The organism is Devosia lacusdianchii (assembly GCF_022429625.1).
GTDB classification, from domain to species: Bacteria; Pseudomonadota; Alphaproteobacteria; order Rhizobiales; family Devosiaceae; genus Devosia; species Devosia lacusdianchii.
This window is the reverse complement of record NZ_CP092483.1, coordinates 945,505-961,264: the sequence shown is the minus strand read 5'-3', so window position 1 is coordinate 961,264 and position 15,760 is coordinate 945,505. Positions and strand designations below refer to the sequence as shown.

The following is a 15,760-nucleotide window of genomic DNA, read 5'->3' as shown; positions in this document are numbered from 1 at the left end:
TGGCGACCGTTGGCCTAAGCCAATGCAGCCAGGGAACGCCTATTTGGGCAATGCCTCCAGAAACCGCATCGGCTGGCCGGTCGAAGCCGTCACCAGTTCGCCCTGCCACATTACCGTCTTGCCGCGCACGATGGTGCCGACTGGCCAGCCAGTGACCGTCACGCCGTCGTAGGGCGTCCACCCGGCCCGCGACTTGACCCAGTCATTGGTGATGGTCTCGCGACGCTTCAGATCGACAATGGTGAAATCGGCGTCGTAGCCGACCGCGATCCGGCCCTTGTTGGCAATGCCGAACAGACGGTTGGGGCCGGCGCTGGTCATGTCGACAAAGCGCGCCAGGCTCAGCTTGCCGGCGTTCACATGGTCCAGCATGGTTGGCACCAGCGTCTGCACTCCGGTCATGCCCGAATGCGATGCCGGATAGGGATGGTCCTTTTCCTCGCGCGTATGCGGCGCGTGGTCCGAGCCCAGGATATCGGCGACGCCATTGGCGACGCCGCCCCAGATGGCCTCGCGATGCTTGGCGTCGCGGACCGGCGGGTTCATCTGCGCATAGGTGCCGAGGCGGGTATAGGCGGTCTCGTCCAGCGTCAGGTGGTGCGGCGTCACCTCGACGCTGGCCACATCCTTGTGGTCGGCGAGATAGGCAATTTCTTCGCCAGTGGAAATATGCAGCACGTGGATACGCTTGCCGGTCTTGCGGGCCAGCCCCACCAGCCGCTTGGTGCAGTTGAGCGCCACTTCGGGCGAGCGCCAGATCGGATGGCTCGATGGATCGCCCGGCACCCGCAGGTGCTTGCGCTCCTCGAGCATGAATTCATCTTCGGAGTGGAACGCCGCGCGCCGCGAAATAGCGCGCAGGATGGCCTCGACGCCGTCGTCGTCGGCCACCAGCAGCGAACCGGTTGACGAGCCCATGAACACCTTGATGCCGGCACAGCCCGGCAGCTTTTCCAGCACGGGCAACTCGCCGACATTCTCGTGCGTGCCGCCGATATAGAAGGCGAAGTCGCAATGCATGCGGTTGGTGGCGCGGGCGATCTTGTCGTCAAAGGTTTCACGCGTCGTGGTCAGCGGATTGGTGTTCGGCATCTCGAAGACGCCGGTCACGCCACCCATCACCGCCGACAGCGACCCCGATTCGAGATCTTCCTTATGCGTCAGCCCTGGCTCGCGGAAATGCACCTGCGTGTCGATGACACCGGGCAGGATGTGCAAGCCCTTGCAATCGACGATCTCGGCGGCATTGTCGCCGACGGCGCCAATCGCCACGATCCGGCCGCCCTGCACCGCGATATCGGCCAGCCCTTCGCCGTCCTGATTGACCAGAGTGGCGTTCTTGAAAATCGTGTCGTACTGCGCCATGTCTTGGTCCCGCCCGTGCAATGCCTTAGCCGGGTTTACCGGACGCTCTGTCCGAGAGGCAAGTGACCATGACCATCCATCTGCGCGCCGACCGTGCCGTGTTCCGCTTTTCGGGCCCCGAGGCACACAAGCTGCTCAATGATGTGGTGACCGGTCCGATGCCCAGTGCCGATGGTCCCTCGGCGTGGTGGGCACTGCTCTCGCCGCAGGGCAAGATTATTGCCGAGGGCACTGCCGGCTGGGCCGAGGATGCGCTCTGGCTCGACGTGCATCAGTCGGTGGCAGACGACTTCTTCAAGCGCATGAAAATGTATCGCCTGCGCGCGCAGGTGGTGATCGATGATCTGCGCGAAACCCATCGCGTCGGTTACAGCGCTGGCGGGCCGGCAGGCGGCATCGCCCACCTCGACCAGCGTGGCTCGGTCAAACTCGGCTATCGGATTGTCGCCCCCGTCGCCGAAACCACCGACTGGGTGGCCGATGACGCCCCCTATCGGCGCGCGCGCGCCAAGGCGGGTATTCTTGAGCTAGGCCCCGACTTCCCAACCCTCGACGCTTTCGCCCACGATATCGGCCTCGATATTCTCGACGGCGTCGACTTCGTCAAAGGCTGCTATGTCGGCCAGGAAGTCGTCAGCCGCATGAAGCATCGCGGCACCGCTCGCCGCCGCCCGGTCATCGTCTCGGGCATCGACGCCGCCGCCGGCAGCGCAGTGACCACCGGCACGCGAGAAGCGGGTACAATTGGTGAGGTCCTCGACGGAACGGCCGTGGCCATCCTGAGGCTTGATCGGGTCACCGATCCAGCTGCCGCTACCGTCGATGGCAAACCGGTCAGCCTGGCCCTGCCCGTCTGGGCCACTTATGCCTTTGGCGAGGCCTCGCCAGAGGAATGACGTCGCGCCGGGCATGACTTTCGTCGTGCCGAGTTCAGCGAATCGACCCCAACTGCTACGCTCAGCGCTAACAGTCTGCTAACCAATTGGGGCACCATGGCACGGTCAAGTTCACGCGCCTGGCAACGTATGTTGTCGGGTCGGCGGCTCGATATTCTTGATCCATCGCCGATGGATGTCGAGCTCTCCGACATCGCACACGGCTTGGCCCGCGTGGCGCGCTGGAACGGCCAAACCATTGGCGACTATCCGTTTTCCGTCGCGCAGCATTCCGTGCTCGTGCTCGAGCTGTACCGTGCGGCCACTCCGGATTGCAGCCCGGCGGCACAGCTTCAGGCCCTGCTCCACGACGCGCCCGAATACGTCATGGGCGACATCATCTCGCCGTTCAAGGCGGCCATGGGCGGCAACTATAAGGACGTTGAAAATCGTTTATTGTCAGCGATTTACCTGCGTTTCTCGCTGCCCGCAACCATGCCCGCTGCCCTCGCCAAGCAGGTCAAGAAGGCCGACCGCGAAGCCGCCTTCTTCGAAGCGGTCCACCTCGCGGGCTTCGAAGACAGCGAGGCACGCAAGTTCTTTGGCGAACCGGTTACGCCGGCCTTTGACGTCGATGCCTTCGACCGCCTGATCCGGCCCTGGCCGACCCGCGAAGCGCATGACCGCTTCATCGACGCCTTCGAAGCGATTACGCCCTAAAGCCGGGGATATTAACCCTAACAAAGGATGAACTTTGCCCGCGTCGGGCGACTATGGTTTCTGATCCGTTAATGTGGCGCTGAGAGTCGCACCAAATCGGGACGGAAACCATGAACCTGCCGGATCGCCATCTACTGCTCGGTATGACCCTGGGTGCCCTATGCGCCACCGCGCTGGCGTTCACCGGCCCGGGCATGGTTATAGATACCTTCGCCGACGAGTTCCTCAACGAGGTTGTGGCGCCGGGCTTCGACGCCTCCAAGCTGGTGTTCTTTGAGGATCGGCCCTACGAGGTCACCCACGAAGCCTGGGTGTCGGAGGAGCCAACGTCGAGCGCTGTGGTGAAGAAGATCGAGGCCGGCAAGGTTTCATACGTGACCATCGCCACGACCGCGACGGGCACCTATTCGACCGATGCCCTGTTCTCGGATCATGTCCAGTATCCGGGCATCAGCGTCGAGGAATTGCCCGTCTATCCACGTAACCGCTTCTCCTATTGGAGCGGCGGACACTGGAACAGCTTCACCAGCAGCGTCGGCAATTCCTTCTTCAGCTACCGCTCCGGCAATACCCGCGTCACCACGTGGGGCAATATGACCTGTGTGTCGGGCAAGGGCTTTTCGGTCTGCTAGCTAGCCGAACAGCCAGCCGCGCTTGAACTTGTAGAAGACGTGCAGCCCGATCTGGGTGACCTTGGTCATGCGCGGCGCCCAGGCGGGACGGACGTAAGTGGCGTGGTAGTGTGTCGCATCGCCGACTTCGGTCAGGTAGAGCTCGCCCGCCGTATAGCGCTGGGCAATGTCTTCGGCCTGGGCCCAGGATTCGCGATCGTTGATCGTCTCGGGAATGCCGTCGCAGGCAAACGAGAACTGGCAGGAATTGCGGCGGCTCTGGTTCTGGAACACCACGCCGCAGATGGTATCGGGGTAGCGATAGTCCTTGACGCGGTTGAGCACGACCTGTGCAACGGCCACTTGCCCGCGATAGCTCTCGCCGCGCGCTTCAAAATAGATGGCTGTAGCCAGGCACCAGAGTTCCTTGTCCGATGCAGCGACGGCCTGCCCGGTGGCAAAGCCGCCCGTAACCGGCGCATTGGCGCGTGCATAGGCCAGTTGCTCCGATGCGACGACCGGCATGGGCGAGGAGGATTGCGGGGCTATGCCTGCAATGGCGTCAAGGGCTGCGGCTGTCGCGGGGTTGATCGACGCCACCGACATGCGCGGGCCGATCTCTACATCGCCGGTCGCGGGTAGCGCGATATCGGCCAGGCGCGATTGACCAAGATCGGTCGGGTCGGCGGGACCGCTGCGGAGCGAGGCAAGGCGGACACGCACCTCCTCGAAGCTGCGCGACAGGGCGAGCACATCAACCTGTGGGCGAACGCGGTCGCCCTTCTCGGCGCGGTTGGGACCGGTGAAGCTTGCGGTATCGAACAGATGATCGACCGAGCCGGTGATCACAGGATCGACGCCGGTGTAGGACAGGCTGGCAGTCACCAGGTCGACATCGGGCGGCAACATTTCGGCGAGGTCAGAGCTGGGGCCGAATGCCCCATTGGTCAATCCAGCGTAACCCAGGGCACAAAAAATCCCAACGACCAGCAGCCTGGTGAAGGGATGTCCGCGACGAACCGCTCTAGCCGGGCGCGAACGCACCACCGGCCGGTGTGGATGGACCATAAACGCTACTCAACACTACGCAACAAAACTACTGATCGGCGAAAGTGACGCTAAAATGCCGATAATCAGAATGATGTCTTATTAGGGTTAGCAGCGGGTAAACGGCGTTCTGGGCGTAGCCATGGACCAATGGTGACCAGAGCCGGGCAGAAGTGTGAATGGCGGATTTGTCGCAGGCTAGCCCGCGCAGGCGGCCCGCACCGGGGCAATGGCGGGCACGAAAGCGTCGACGCGGAAGCGGACCGACAGGGAGCGCGAGCTGACTGGCGTCACTCGTACGGTGAGGTTGGTCGCCCCTTCCAGCCCCTGCAGGAACGCCTCGGCGCCATCGGATGCGCCCATGACGATGGCAGTGTTGGTGCCATTCACCGGCAAGGTACGGCTGCGAGCGGCTTGGAGATCATATTGCAGGGTTATGCCCGCATCATTGCCAAGCGCCGACATGGTGTTGCCAGCGAATGCGAAGGCGATGGAGAGTTGGCCGCTTTCGCACGCGACAGTCATCGTCGCCGGCGCACGCCCGCTAGGCCGAGCCGGTATCAGCTGCTCGGACTCGAGCGCCGCAACGGTCGCAGCTACCGAAGGGACGCCCCCCGTACGGAAGACTGCGTCATAGCAGGTCAGGCGCTCGGCATCGCCGCTGATCGCCGCGCAGTCGGATCCGGCGGATTGGGCCAGAACGGGTGACGCGGGTGCAGCGAGCATCGGCAGCAGCGCCAAAACTGGCCATAATTTCATATCGGTTTCGTCCCATCCCTTTGCGCCAGCGGGGCCGGCTTCGTCCCCCTGCATATAGGGATCGTTACCCCCTATTTAAGCAGAAGCCTGCGCCAGCGTCAGCCGGGCGACCGGTACACGATACGGGGAGCAAGAGACATAGTCGACGCCGAGCCCGGCAAAGAATTTGAGCGACGCCGGATCGCCGGCGTGCTCGCCGCAAATGCCGATCTTGAGCTGCGGGTTCGCCGCTTTGCCGCGCTCGATGGCAATGGCGATCATCTCGCCAACCCCCTTCTCGTCGATGGTGACGAAGGGATCACGCTCATAGACACCCTTACGCTGATAGGCGGTGAGGAAGGTCGGCGCGTCGTCGCGCGATATGCCGAACGTGGTCTGGGTCAGGTCATTGGTGCCGAACGAGAAGAAGTCCACCATCTGGGCAATGTCGCCCGCTCGCAGGCAGGCTCGCGGTAGCTCGATCATGGTTCCGAACGAGAAGCGGGCCCTGTCGGTGCGCAGCAGGCCGGAATTGGCGGCGATGGTGGTGACGCGCTCGCGCACCCAGGCCACCTCACTGGCGGTGGACACGAAGGGTACCATGACCTCCACCGCCACCGGTTCATTCTGCGTTTCGCTGGCAGCGCGCACGCCGGCCATGATGGCCTGCATCTGCATCTGCAGGATTTCCGGATAGGTGATCGCCAGTCGCACGCCGCGATGCCCAAGCATCGGGTTGATCTCGGCGATGCGCTCCAGTCGCAGGCGCAGCGCCCGCACGGCGAGCCCCAGCGAAGCGGCGGTTTCCTCGATATCTTCGTCGGTACGCGGCAGGAATTCGTGCAGCGGCGGATCGAAAAGGCGCACATTCACCGGCAGGCCCTTCATCGCCGAAAACAGCGCCGAATAGTCCCCCGTCTGGAAATCCACCAGGCCATTGATGGCGCGGCTACGATCGTCTTCGTCTTCACTGAGGATCATTCGGCGCAGGGCCACCATGCGCTCTGGCGAGAAGAACATATGCTCGGAGCGCGCGAGACCAATGCCCTCAGCCCCGAAGCTGAGCGCCGTCATAGCCGACTCCACCGTCTCGGCATTGGTGCGAACGGCAATGGTCCGGCTGGCATCGGACCAGCCGAGCAGCTTACCGATGGCGCCGCCGATATGGGGCTGGGCAAGCGGCAAGGTTCCCGCATAGACCGAACCATCGCTGCCATCGATGGTCAGCCGGTCGCCTGAGCGGTACTCACGGTCGCCGATGCGGCACAGCATCTCGCCGGCATCCACCGACAGCGTCCTCACCCCCGCGACACAGGGCTTGCCGGTGATGCGGGCAATCACGCCGGCGTGGCTCGACATGCCGCCACGGGCGGTGAGGATGCCGGTTGCGGCCTTCATGCCTTCGATGTCGGCCGGCCCGGTCTCGTTGACCACCAGAATGCAGTGCTTGCCGCGCGCCCGCAGCCGCGCCGCATCTTCGGCGTTGAACACGATTGTCCCGCTCGCCGCTCCCGGCGAAACGCCGAGACCAGTCGCGATTGGTGGTGCGCCATCCACGGATTTGAGGCGCGGGTGAAGCAATTGCGCCAGCCGCGTAGGGTCGACGCGGCTCACCGCGTTCTGGGCCGACCAGACCTTGCGATTGACGCGGTCCACGGCCGCCTCGAGGTCGGCCGCGGCCGTTACCTGTGATGGCCGGGCGGACAAAAACTGAACATGCCCGCGCTTGATGGCCACGGTACAGCACATATGCCGGCCGGCCTTGGCGTCCATTAGGGCCACCAGCGCATCGATCGATTCCGGCAGCCGCGGCAGCGGCGCGCCATCCACTGGCGCCGGGCCCAGCAGGCCGGTAGTGGCATTGCGGGTCAGGAATTGCTCGATCTCGCCGTCGGCGACAGCCTGGACCAAAACGATCTGCTTGCCGCGATCATCGTCCTGGCGGCCGGTCCAGCCATGGCCGAAACCATAGCTGTCGAACGCGTTCTTGATGGCCTTGGCAAGGGGACGGGCTGGGTCGACCGAGTCTTCGGGATTGGCCGGCGCGGCGATGCCCAGCTTGGCGGGCATCAACCCCGCATTGTGGGTCGCGGCGGACGTTCGGACGGCCAGCAGCGGTGGCTGGGCATCCTTGCCCACCAGCTTGAACAGGCAGGCAACCCAATGGGTGCGCAACTTGACGTCCTTGCGCGTCCGCTCGGCCTGCAATGCTTCCCAAGCCGCCCGGGTCAGAACGATGGTGGGAACCGTCGGAAAGCCGGCTTCGCCGACTCGGAAAATCCAACGCGCCTTGCCGCTCAGCAGCTTGAGCTGGCTGGCCGACAGGTTCGCCTTCCCCATGGCCGGGGCGATCGCGAACATTTCCTGCGCCAAACTCACCGTTAAGTCCTTGCCACATTTAGGCATGCATAATGCCTGTGCGTCCATGCGACCGCAACAAGACTTGACTTGCCGCAGCGCCGAAAGCATCTGACTGATATGGAAAAGCGGCCACAACTAGACATTCTGCTGTGCGCCCCGCGCGGTTTCTGCGCCGGGGTCGATCGGGCCATTCAGATCGTCGAACTCGCGCTCGAGAAATACGGCGCGCCGGTCTATGTGCGGCATGCCATCGTGCACAATAAATATGTGGTGGACGGCTTGCGCGACAAAGGCGCGGTTTTCGTCGAGGAACTGAGCGAAATCCCCGACACCGATGCGCCTGTGGTGTTTTCCGCGCATGGCGTGCCCAAATCGGTGCCGGCCGACGCCAAGAGCCGCAACATGTTCTTCCTCGACGCAACCTGCCCGCTGGTGAGCAAGGTGCATGTCGAGGCGCAGCGGCATTTCGCCGAAGGCCACGAGATCGTGCTGATCGGTCACCGGGGGCATCCCGAGGTGGTCGGTACCATGGGGCAACTGCCGCCGGGCTCGATCAGCTTGATCGAGACCGTGGCCGACGCGATGGTGTTCGAGCCGCGCGACCCGCAAACCCTCGCCTTCGTCACCCAGACGACGCTGTCGGTCGACGACACCAAGGAAATCGTGGCGGCGCTGAAGCAGCGTTTCCCCGCCATCAACGGCCCGCACAAAGAAGACATCTGCTACGCCACGACCAACCGGCAGGAGGCCATCAAGGCTGTGGCGCCGGAGGTGGATGCGATGATCGTTGTCGGCTCCCCCAACTCATCGAATTCCCTGCGCCTGGTCGAAGTCGCCGAGCGAGCCGGTTGCAAGGTTTCCATGCTGGTCGACCGCGCCACCGACATCGACTGGTCGCGATTCGAGGGCATCCGCACCCTTGGTGTTTCCGCCGGAGCATCGGCGCCCGAGAAGCTGGTCGACGAGGTGATCGAGGCCTTTGCCCAGCGCTATGACATCAAGGTCGAGGCGCGGGTGACCGCTAAGGAGAACATCGCCTTCAACATTCCGCGCGAGCTTCGGACCATCGAAGCGGCCGTGGTGCGATGAGTCAAAGCGTCATCCTCGAAACCGATCGGCTGGTGCTGTCCACCTGGACCGATGCGGCCGTCGATGAAGTGCTGGCCATGCACAGCGACCCCGAAGTGGCGCGCTATCTAGACGTACAGGGTCGGATCTACGATCGGGCCAAGGCCGCCGAGCGGGTGGCCGGCTGGCGTCAGGAATATGCCGATAGCGGACTGGGCAAGCATCGCCTCACCCGACGGTCGGATGGTGCCTTCGTCGGTCGAGCTGGGTTCTCTCAGTTCATCAGCGGCGATCCCGAGATCGGCTACACGTTGGCGCGCGCGCATTGGGGCCAGGGCTATGCCAGCGAAATCGCCGCCGCTTTGTCGGACTGGCTGTTTGCAACGCGCGCCGACGAGAGCTTCATCGGTTTCGCCCATCGCGAAAATACCGCCTCGCGCCGTGTGCTGGAGAAGATCGGCATGCAGCCGACGCATGAGGGCACGATCGCCGAGATGCCGCACCAATTCTACATCAAACAGCGCTCCGCATGACCGACACCGTCATCATCCACACCGACGGCGCCTGTTCCGGCAATCCCGGTCCGGGCGGCTGGGGCGCCATCCTCGAATATGGCGGCCACACCAAGGAGTTGAAGGGCGGCGAAGCGCTGACCACCAACAACAAGATGGAGCTGACGGCCGCCATCGAGGCGCTCAATGCCCTCAAGCGTCCGTGCACGGTCGAGATTCATACCGATAGCCAATACGTCAAGAATGGTGTGCAGAGCTGGATGCATGGCTGGAAGAAGAACGGTTGGAAGACCGCCGACAAGAAGCCGGTCAAGAATCTCGAACTCTGGCAGGCGCTGGACGAGGCGACCAAGCGGCACCAGATCACCTGGAAATGGGTCAAGGGACATGCGGGGCACGAGCTCAATGAGCGCGCCGATCAATTGGCCAACGAGGGCATGGCCCCGTTCAAGCCCAAGCGCCGCGACGACCGGCTGATGCCACCGGTTTGAGTGCCAATATCGGCCGTCCGCACTAGACGCTCTACAATCACCAGCGCTTCCCGCGGACTTGATCCGCGGGTCACTCGCAACGCCGCACAAGCGGGCGGTGACCCGCGGATCAAGTCCGCGGGAAGCGTCGATGGCTGGGGCTGATTAAGCTAAGCTCGCTGCGGCAGCAGGCCTTTGATCGCCTTCCAGACCGGCGCGACCACATAACCGGCCACCGGGATCAATAGTGCACCCAGCGCTAGTCCGATGATGAAATCGACCAGCGCGGTAGCGAACCAGCCGGCGAAGGCCGCCATAAAGGGAAATGCCTGCTCAGCCCAATGGGCGGCCGCTTCGATGATGTGCTCGGGGCCATCAATGCCGAATTCGTAGAGGCCGTGGGCGACGATGCTGCCACCGACCCAGGTCATCGCCGCCGTTCCGACCAGGCTCAGCACCTGCATGAACCCCGGCATGGCCTTGACGATGCCGCGCCCGAAGGCGCGCCCGGCGCCGGTGCGGGCATGGGTTGCGGTCCACAGGCCGAAGTCGTCGGCTTTGACGATCAACGCGACGCCGCCATAAACCGCCACCGTGATGCCGACGGCAACCACAGCGAGGATCAGTGCCCGGGTCCAGATATCGGGCGCCTCGATCGCTGCGAGGGCGATGGTCATGATTTCGGCGGAGAGGATGAAATCGGTGCGGATGGCGCCCGATACCTTCTGTTCCTCGAGCGTCTGCGGGCTGATTGCGACCGGCTCCAGCGATGCCTCATGCGTTTCTGCATCATGCGGCGCCAGCGCGTGGAACACTTTCTCGGCGCCCTCGTAACAGAGATAGGCGCCGCCGATCATCAGCAAAGGGGTGATGGCCCAAGGCAGGAACAGGCTCAGCAGCAGCGCTGCGGGCAGCAGGAAGATAATCTTGTTCTTTATAGAGCCCCAAGCGATGCGGCCGACGATCGGCAATTCGCGGTCGGCGGAAAAACCGTCGACATAACGGGGGGTTACGGCAGCGTCGTCGATGACGGCGCCCGCCGCCTTGACGCCAGCCTTGGCGGCCTGCCCCGCAATATCGTCGAGCGACGCCGCCGCGACCTTCACCAGACCTGCGACGTCATCGAGCAGTGCGAGCAGACCGACGCTCATGGCTTTGGCTCCCTAGCCGGCAATCTTGGAGAAATCGGCGACCAGATGCATGGTGTCGCGCAAGCGAGACAGCAAATTCAATCGGTTAGCGCGCACGTCGGGGTCGGCATCGTTGACCAGAACGGCGGTGAAAAACGCATCGACCGGGGCCCGCAGGGTGGCCAATTCGGCCATGGCGCCCTTGAAATCGTCCTTGGCGACGTGATTGGAAACGGCAGCATGGACAGCGTCGACGGCAAAAGCCAGCGCGGTTTCCTCCGGCAGCTTCAGTGCATCTTGCTGCAAGCTTGCTGCATACGTTCTGCCATCCTTCTTCTCTTCTGCTGCCAGAATGTTGGTCGCGCGTTTGTAACCTGCCAGCAAATTCTGACCGTCCGCTGAGGAGAGCAGAGTCGAAAGAGCGTCGGCACGCTGAGTGATCTGCAACATGTCGTTGCTGTCGGCCGAGATAACCGCGTCGACAAGGTCATGGCGAGCGCCGGCGTCACGCAGCGACACCTTGAGACGGTCGTGGAAGAAAGCGAGCAGGTCGGCATCGACCTCGAGCGGAAAGCGCAGGCCGTTTTCGGTGATGATGCGGATCACGCCCAGTGCTGCACGGCGCAGCGCGAACGGATCTCGCGAGCCGGTGGGCTTTTCGTCGATGGCCCAGAAGCCGGTGAGCAGGTCGAGCTTGTCGGCCAGGGCCACTGCGATGGATACCGGCTCGGTTGGCACCTTGTCGGTGGGGCCGAGCGGCTTGTAATGCATCTCGACAGCGGTTGCGATGTCGGCAGGCTCGCCCTGCGCCGCCGCATAATAGCGGCCCATCAGCCCCTGCAATTCGGGAAACTCGCCAACCATACCGGTTGTGAGGTCGGCCTTGGCCAGCATCGCCGCGCGCTTGGCGCGCTCGGGATCGGCGCCGACCAGCGCCGCGATCTCGCCGGCCAGTTTGACCAGGCGCTCGACCCGGGCGAACTGGCTGCCCAGCTTGGCGTGGAACACAGTGTCTTCCAGCTTGGGCAGGCCATGCTCGAGCGGCAGGGCCAGATCGCCCTGGTAGAAGAACATCGCGTCGCTGAGGCGGGCGCGGATGACGCGCTCATTGCCCGCGGTGATCACCGCGCCGCCGTCGGTCGCGACGTTGTTGGACGTGATGATGAAATTGGGCGCCAGCTTGCCCGCGGCATCACGCAGGCAGAAACACTTCTGGTTGGCGCGGATGGTGGCGATGATCACTTCCTCGGGGAGCTTGAGGAAATCGGGGTCGAACGACCCCATCATCACCACGGGCCATTCGACGAGGCCGGCAACCTCTTCCAGCAGACCTTCATCGGCGATCACCGTCAGGCCCTGTGCAAAGGCGAGCTGCTCGGCGTCGGCGCGAATGATATCCTTGCGGCGGTCGAGATCGAGCACCACCTTGGCGCGCTCAAGCGCCGTCACATAGTCGTCGAAGCGCCGCACCTTGATGGCGTCGGGAGCGAGGAACCGGTGGCCGAACGTGGTTTGCCCGGCGGCCAGTTCGTTGGAAACGAACGGCACCACAACCGGCTCTTCGTTCTCGGCGCCGAAGGTCGCGGTGATGGCGCGCAGCGGCCGCACCCAGTTGAAGTTGCCACTACCCCAGCGCATCGACTTCGCCCAAGGGAACTCGGTCAGGATCTTGGGCAGGATGCCCGACAGCAGTTCGACTGCCTCGGCGCCCGGCTTGTTGATATGGGCTACGTAGAAATCGCCCTTTTTGGGGTCGCTCTCCACCTTGGCCTGCTCGATCGAGCTGAGGCCCGCCGAACGCAGGAAACCATCGATCGCCGGCTGCGGCGCACCGACCTTGGGGCCCTTCTTTTCCTCGCGCGTGTCCGGCGAGCGCGCGGGCAGGCCGGTCACGGTCAGCGCCAGGCGGCGCGGGGTCACGAAAGCCTTGGCGCCCTCATAGACCAGGCCCGCATCGACCAGGGCGTTGGTCACGGCTTTCTTGAGATCATCGGCGGCACGACGCTGGAAGCGGGCCGGGATTTCCTCGGAGAACAGTTCGAGCAGCAATTCGGGCATGGGACAAACCAAGTTTCAGGCGCCGATTGCCTAGCAATGGTACAGCCTAAAGTCCATGGGGCGCGCAATGTCGGCGCCCGGGGCCTGCCGCCTACCAGCCGCCGCCGCCTCCGCCGCCACCGCCACCGCCGGACGAGCCGCCACCACCGCCGCCCCCGCTGGAAAACCCCGACGAGGACGATTGCACCGGCTGCGCCGCAACCATTGCTGCGGTCATGCTGGCGGCGGCTGCGCTCACCGCGCTCGTCACGTTCGAGGCCGACTGCGAGAACGAGCCGGTGGAGCCATGGTACCAGCTCGGACTATAGCCGGAGCTGGCGTCGCTCACGGCATTGCGGGCCAGTTCGGCGTCGAAGTGATCGCTCCAGGGCTTCTCCACCCCCAGTGCGATGGCATAGGGCAGGATGCGCTCGAAACGCGAGACGGTCATTGGCGGCTCGCTTTCCATGTTGAGCCGCTCCTTCTCGGCGGTCTCGATATAGAGTTTGAAGCCGTCGATTTGGTCCATCACCTTGCGCCCCTGCACAGTCGGCGCGCGCATCACCACGGCGAAAACAATTGTTATCACGACGATGCTGATCGCCGAGATCGACGCGACATTGATCGCCGCCGACGTAAACGTATCGATCGCCAGGCCGAAAAAGTTGATGGCCATGATGAATATCCAGAGGATGATGATCGCTCGGAAAATCAGCTGGCCGGCGAGCATCTTTCTGGCGAGCCCGCCAACGCTAGCGAGCATGATGCCGGCGAAGACCGAGGCCACGAGCCAGCCGGGGTCAAGCAGCGACGAAAACACCATGGCGCCAAGCAGCGCTACGGCCAGAAGGAAGCCGAACACGGAATAGCCGGTATTGTTCCTGAACCAGAGCGCGCGATTCTCGGTTTCGATGGCGGCCGTGAACTCGCCTCGCCGCTTGGCCCATTCAGGGCCATTGGTTTTGTCGATGACCGTGGTCGGTCGGGTGCTCAAGTAGTCGAAGACGATCTTCTCGCCCGCAGGCAGGGCCTCCTCCGGCTGCTTCCCGGTCATCTTGAGCCGCAGCGAGCCGGCGGCATTGTCGATCGTCACCAGCCCTTTGACGCCAAGGTCGAAGATGGCCGAAGTCAGCGCCGTCCAGCCCGATTTCTCAAACCCCCATTTGTGCACATAGTGCACCAGCGGCGGTGAGAAACCCTTGGGCGGGTGGAAGAGCGGAATGATCACGCCCTTCTCGGGGTCGCGACCGACCCGGAACCAGGCCAGCGCGTTGTAGGCGATCGCCAGCAGGGCCGCCAGGACCGGGAGGATCACCTCGCGCAGGTCCGACAGTCGTTCGGTGAAGGCGGCAAAGCCGGTGGGAAATGCGATAATGCCTTTGTTGAAGGCCACCGCGATCGTCATCCCCTCCCCCGCGCCCAAGGCCCGGCTGGAGCGGAACGTGGCGGTGGTGTCGCTGGTCCGCTTGGTCGCAACGGCTTGCTCGGTCGAACCGACAACGCCGGTATAGCCGGCAAGCTGGGTGATGACCGCTCCGTCCGGCAGGCGCACCGTCGCCCGGGCATTGAGGATGGGGAAGATCCAGTAATTGCCGGTGGCATTCCAGTAAATCTCGTCGTGGTCGGCGAACGATCGCGCCACGCGGTCCATGGTGTAGGTGATAACGTAGCGATGCGGGCCGCGGTCGACATAGCGCTCGGGATCGCCGATCCAGATGCGCTGGAAATCGCCCATGCGCTCGACGCGATAAGTCTCGGCCTGGCCATCGCGCTGCACGTTAGTGACCTCGAGGCGCGGCCTGACCTTTCCACCATCGCTCGAGAGCAGGATGACCGGAATGTCGCGATAGATGCCGCGGCGGATTTCGTTGCCCTCGGCAGTGACCTCGATCGTCTCGGTGACGGTGGCCGAGCCATCGACGGCAATGACGATGTCACTGGTGTAGCCGCGGATTTCCTCGCGCGCCGCCGCCGGCAGGGCGAGCAGCAATCCCAGCAGCGCGGCAACGAACAGACGAACGAGGCGCATTGCCGTCAGTTGAACTTGACGTTCGGCACGGCGCGGTCGGCTTCGTTCTCGAGCTCGAAATACTCGGCCTTCTGGAAGCCGAACGGGCCGGCGATGAAATTGGAAGGCACCGACTCGACCATCACGTTGAGATTGCGGACGGCGCCATTGTAGTAGCGCCGCGCCATCTGGATTTCGTCTTCGACAGTCTGCAACGCCGCCTGAAATTCGAGGAAGGTCGTGTTGGCCTTGAGGTCGGGATAGGCCTCGGCGGTCGCGATCAGCCGGCCCAGGGCCGACGAGAGCTGGCCTTCGGCCTTGGCGCGTTCCTCGGGCGAGCCGGAAGCAGCGCTGGTCGCAGCGGCTCGGGCATTGGTCACTGCCTCGAGCGTTTCGCGCTCGTGGCTCATATAGCCCTTTACCGTCTCCATCAGATTGGGGATGAGGTCGGTGCGGCGCTTGAGCTGCACGTCGATGCCGGACCACCCCTCCTCGACCATCTGCCGGTTTTTCACCAGGCCGTTGTAGATGGCGACGGCATAGATGGCGGCAACGACGACAAGGCCAAGGATAATCCAGCCGATCATGTGCAAGCTCCCAAGGGGACCGATTTGTGGCGACATTGGCACTGCGGCCCGCCTGGCGCAATGCCGGTGGCTTGACTTAGCCATATCCCGCACTAGCTTATGGCGATGAGCAGCGTTCCCACATACTGGTTGGAAAATCCCCTCGCGGGATCGCAGCCCTAAGCATGCTCGCCGCGCTGGCGCCTGCTTAGGGTAGGCTCGCCGCGTTCAACGCGCGAACTGGCGCATCAA

General features: G+C 63.7%; 14 protein-coding genes. 6 read left to right on the top strand and 8 right to left on the bottom strand.

From position 1 onward, the window contains the following. Window positions 1–39: 39 nt before the first annotated feature. Window positions 40–1,365 (bottom strand): dihydroorotase, encoded by a 1,326-nt coding sequence (locus MF606_RS04705; RefSeq protein WP_240232496.1) that lies wholly within the window; start codon window positions 1,363–1,365, stop codon window positions 40–42. A 68-nt stretch (window positions 1,366–1,433) separates the two neighbouring features. On the opposite strand from MF606_RS04705, the gene ygfZ reads away from it, so the two are divergent. The 3 genes from ygfZ (at window position 1,434) to MF606_RS04690 (ending at window position 3,592) form a co-directional block, all read left to right on the top strand. Then, entirely contained in the window at window positions 1,434–2,261 is an 828-nt protein-coding gene (gene ygfZ, locus MF606_RS04700) for a CAF17-like 4Fe-4S cluster assembly/insertion protein YgfZ (protein WP_240233784.1), read from the top strand. Between the two features lie 96 nt (window positions 2,262–2,357). Next, complete coding sequence (locus tag MF606_RS04695; protein WP_240232495.1) at window positions 2,358–2,960, top strand: HD family hydrolase; 603 nt, start codon at window positions 2,358–2,360, stop codon at window positions 2,958–2,960. A gap of 110 nt (window positions 2,961–3,070) precedes the next feature. Beyond that, complete coding sequence (locus MF606_RS04690; RefSeq protein ID WP_240232494.1) at window positions 3,071–3,592, top strand: hypothetical protein; 522 nt, start codon at window positions 3,071–3,073, stop codon at window positions 3,590–3,592. On the opposite strand, the gene MF606_RS04685 is transcribed toward MF606_RS04690, so the two are convergent. The 3 genes from MF606_RS04685 to MF606_RS04675 form a co-directional block, all read right to left on the bottom strand. Further along, window positions 3,593–4,522, bottom strand: a complete 930-nt coding sequence (locus MF606_RS04685; protein ID WP_240232493.1) for a cell wall hydrolase — start codon at window positions 4,520–4,522, stop codon at window positions 3,593–3,595. Between the two features lie 294 nt (window positions 4,523–4,816). Further along, window positions 4,817–5,377: a type VI secretion protein gene (locus MF606_RS04680; RefSeq protein WP_240232492.1), complete on the bottom strand. Its 561-nt coding sequence runs from the start codon at window positions 5,375–5,377 to the stop codon at window positions 4,817–4,819. Between the two features lie 75 nt (window positions 5,378–5,452). Beyond that, a complete protein-coding gene (locus MF606_RS04675) occupies window positions 5,453–7,735 on the bottom strand; it encodes a putative PEP-binding protein (protein WP_240232491.1) in 2,283 nt (760 codons plus the stop codon). 99 nt (window positions 7,736–7,834) lie between these two features. Between MF606_RS04675 and ispH the strand changes: the two genes are divergently transcribed. From ispH to rnhA, 3 genes are read left to right on the top strand one after another with little or no spacing between them, the layout of a single operon-like run. Then, window positions 7,835–8,806 (top strand): 4-hydroxy-3-methylbut-2-enyl diphosphate reductase, encoded by a 972-nt coding sequence (ispH, locus tag MF606_RS04670; RefSeq protein WP_240232490.1) that lies wholly within the window; start codon window positions 7,835–7,837, stop codon window positions 8,804–8,806. Continuing rightward, window positions 8,803–9,318, top strand: coding sequence for a GNAT family N-acetyltransferase (locus MF606_RS04665; protein WP_240232489.1), 516 nt, complete (start codon window positions 8,803–8,805; stop codon window positions 9,316–9,318). Before ispH ends, MF606_RS04665 begins: the two co-directional genes overlap by 4 nt. After that, entirely contained in the window at window positions 9,315–9,788 is a 474-nt protein-coding gene (gene rnhA, locus MF606_RS04660) for a ribonuclease HI (protein WP_240232488.1), read from the top strand. Before MF606_RS04665 ends, rnhA begins: the two co-directional genes overlap by 4 nt. A 149-nt stretch (window positions 9,789–9,937) precedes the next feature. On the opposite strand, the gene MF606_RS04655 is transcribed toward rnhA, so the two are convergent. The 4 genes from MF606_RS04655 to MF606_RS04640 form a co-directional block, all read right to left on the bottom strand. Then, complete coding sequence (locus tag MF606_RS04655; protein ID WP_240232487.1) at window positions 9,938–10,918, bottom strand: DUF808 domain-containing protein; 981 nt, start codon at window positions 10,916–10,918, stop codon at window positions 9,938–9,940. Window positions 10,919–10,930: 12 nt separating this feature from the next. Continuing rightward, window positions 10,931–12,955 carry a glycine--tRNA ligase subunit beta gene (glyS, locus tag MF606_RS04650; RefSeq protein ID WP_240232486.1) on the bottom strand — a complete coding sequence of 675 codons (2,025 nt, stop codon included), beginning with the start codon at window positions 12,953–12,955 and terminating at the stop codon, window positions 10,931–10,933. A gap of 91 nt (window positions 12,956–13,046) precedes the next feature. Next, entirely contained in the window at window positions 13,047–14,963 is a 1,917-nt protein-coding gene (locus MF606_RS04645) for a DUF2207 domain-containing protein (RefSeq protein ID WP_240232485.1), read from the bottom strand. Window positions 14,964–14,968: 5 nt separating this feature from the next. Further along, window positions 14,969–15,529: a LemA family protein gene (locus tag MF606_RS04640; protein WP_240232484.1), complete on the bottom strand. Its 561-nt coding sequence runs from the start codon at window positions 15,527–15,529 to the stop codon at window positions 14,969–14,971. Window positions 15,530–15,760 lie beyond the last annotated feature (231 nt).

Excerpts from the sequence above, each read along its gene's own strand:
- MF606_RS04705 (WP_240232496.1), bottom strand. The coding sequence starts at position 1,365 with ATGGCGCAGTACGACACGATTTTCAAGAACGCCACTCTGGTCAATCAG.
- ygfZ (WP_240233784.1), top strand. The coding sequence starts at position 1,434 with ATGACCATCCATCTGCGCGCCGACCGTGCCGTGTTCCGCTTTTCGGGC.
- MF606_RS04695 (WP_240232495.1), top strand. The coding sequence starts at position 2,358 with ATGGCACGGTCAAGTTCACGCGCCTGGCAACGTATGTTGTCGGGTCGG.
- MF606_RS04690 (WP_240232494.1), top strand. The coding sequence starts at position 3,071 with ATGAACCTGCCGGATCGCCATCTACTGCTCGGTATGACCCTGGGTGCC.
- MF606_RS04680 (WP_240232492.1), bottom strand. The coding sequence starts at position 5,377 with ATGAAATTATGGCCAGTTTTGGCGCTGCTGCCGATGCTCGCTGCACCC.
- ispH (WP_240232490.1), top strand. The coding sequence starts at position 7,835 with ATGGAAAAGCGGCCACAACTAGACATTCTGCTGTGCGCCCCGCGCGGT.
- MF606_RS04665 (WP_240232489.1), top strand. The coding sequence starts at position 8,803 with ATGAGTCAAAGCGTCATCCTCGAAACCGATCGGCTGGTGCTGTCCACC.
- rnhA (WP_240232488.1), top strand. The coding sequence starts at position 9,315 with ATGACCGACACCGTCATCATCCACACCGACGGCGCCTGTTCCGGCAAT.
- MF606_RS04655 (WP_240232487.1), bottom strand. The coding sequence starts at position 10,918 with ATGAGCGTCGGTCTGCTCGCACTGCTCGATGACGTCGCAGGTCTGGTG.
- glyS (WP_240232486.1), bottom strand. The coding sequence starts at position 12,955 with ATGCCCGAATTGCTGCTCGAACTGTTCTCCGAGGAAATCCCGGCCCGC.
- MF606_RS04645 (WP_240232485.1), bottom strand. The coding sequence starts at position 14,963 with ATGCGCCTCGTTCGTCTGTTCGTTGCCGCGCTGCTGGGATTGCTGCTC.
- MF606_RS04640 (WP_240232484.1), bottom strand. The coding sequence starts at position 15,529 with ATGATCGGCTGGATTATCCTTGGCCTTGTCGTCGTTGCCGCCATCTAT.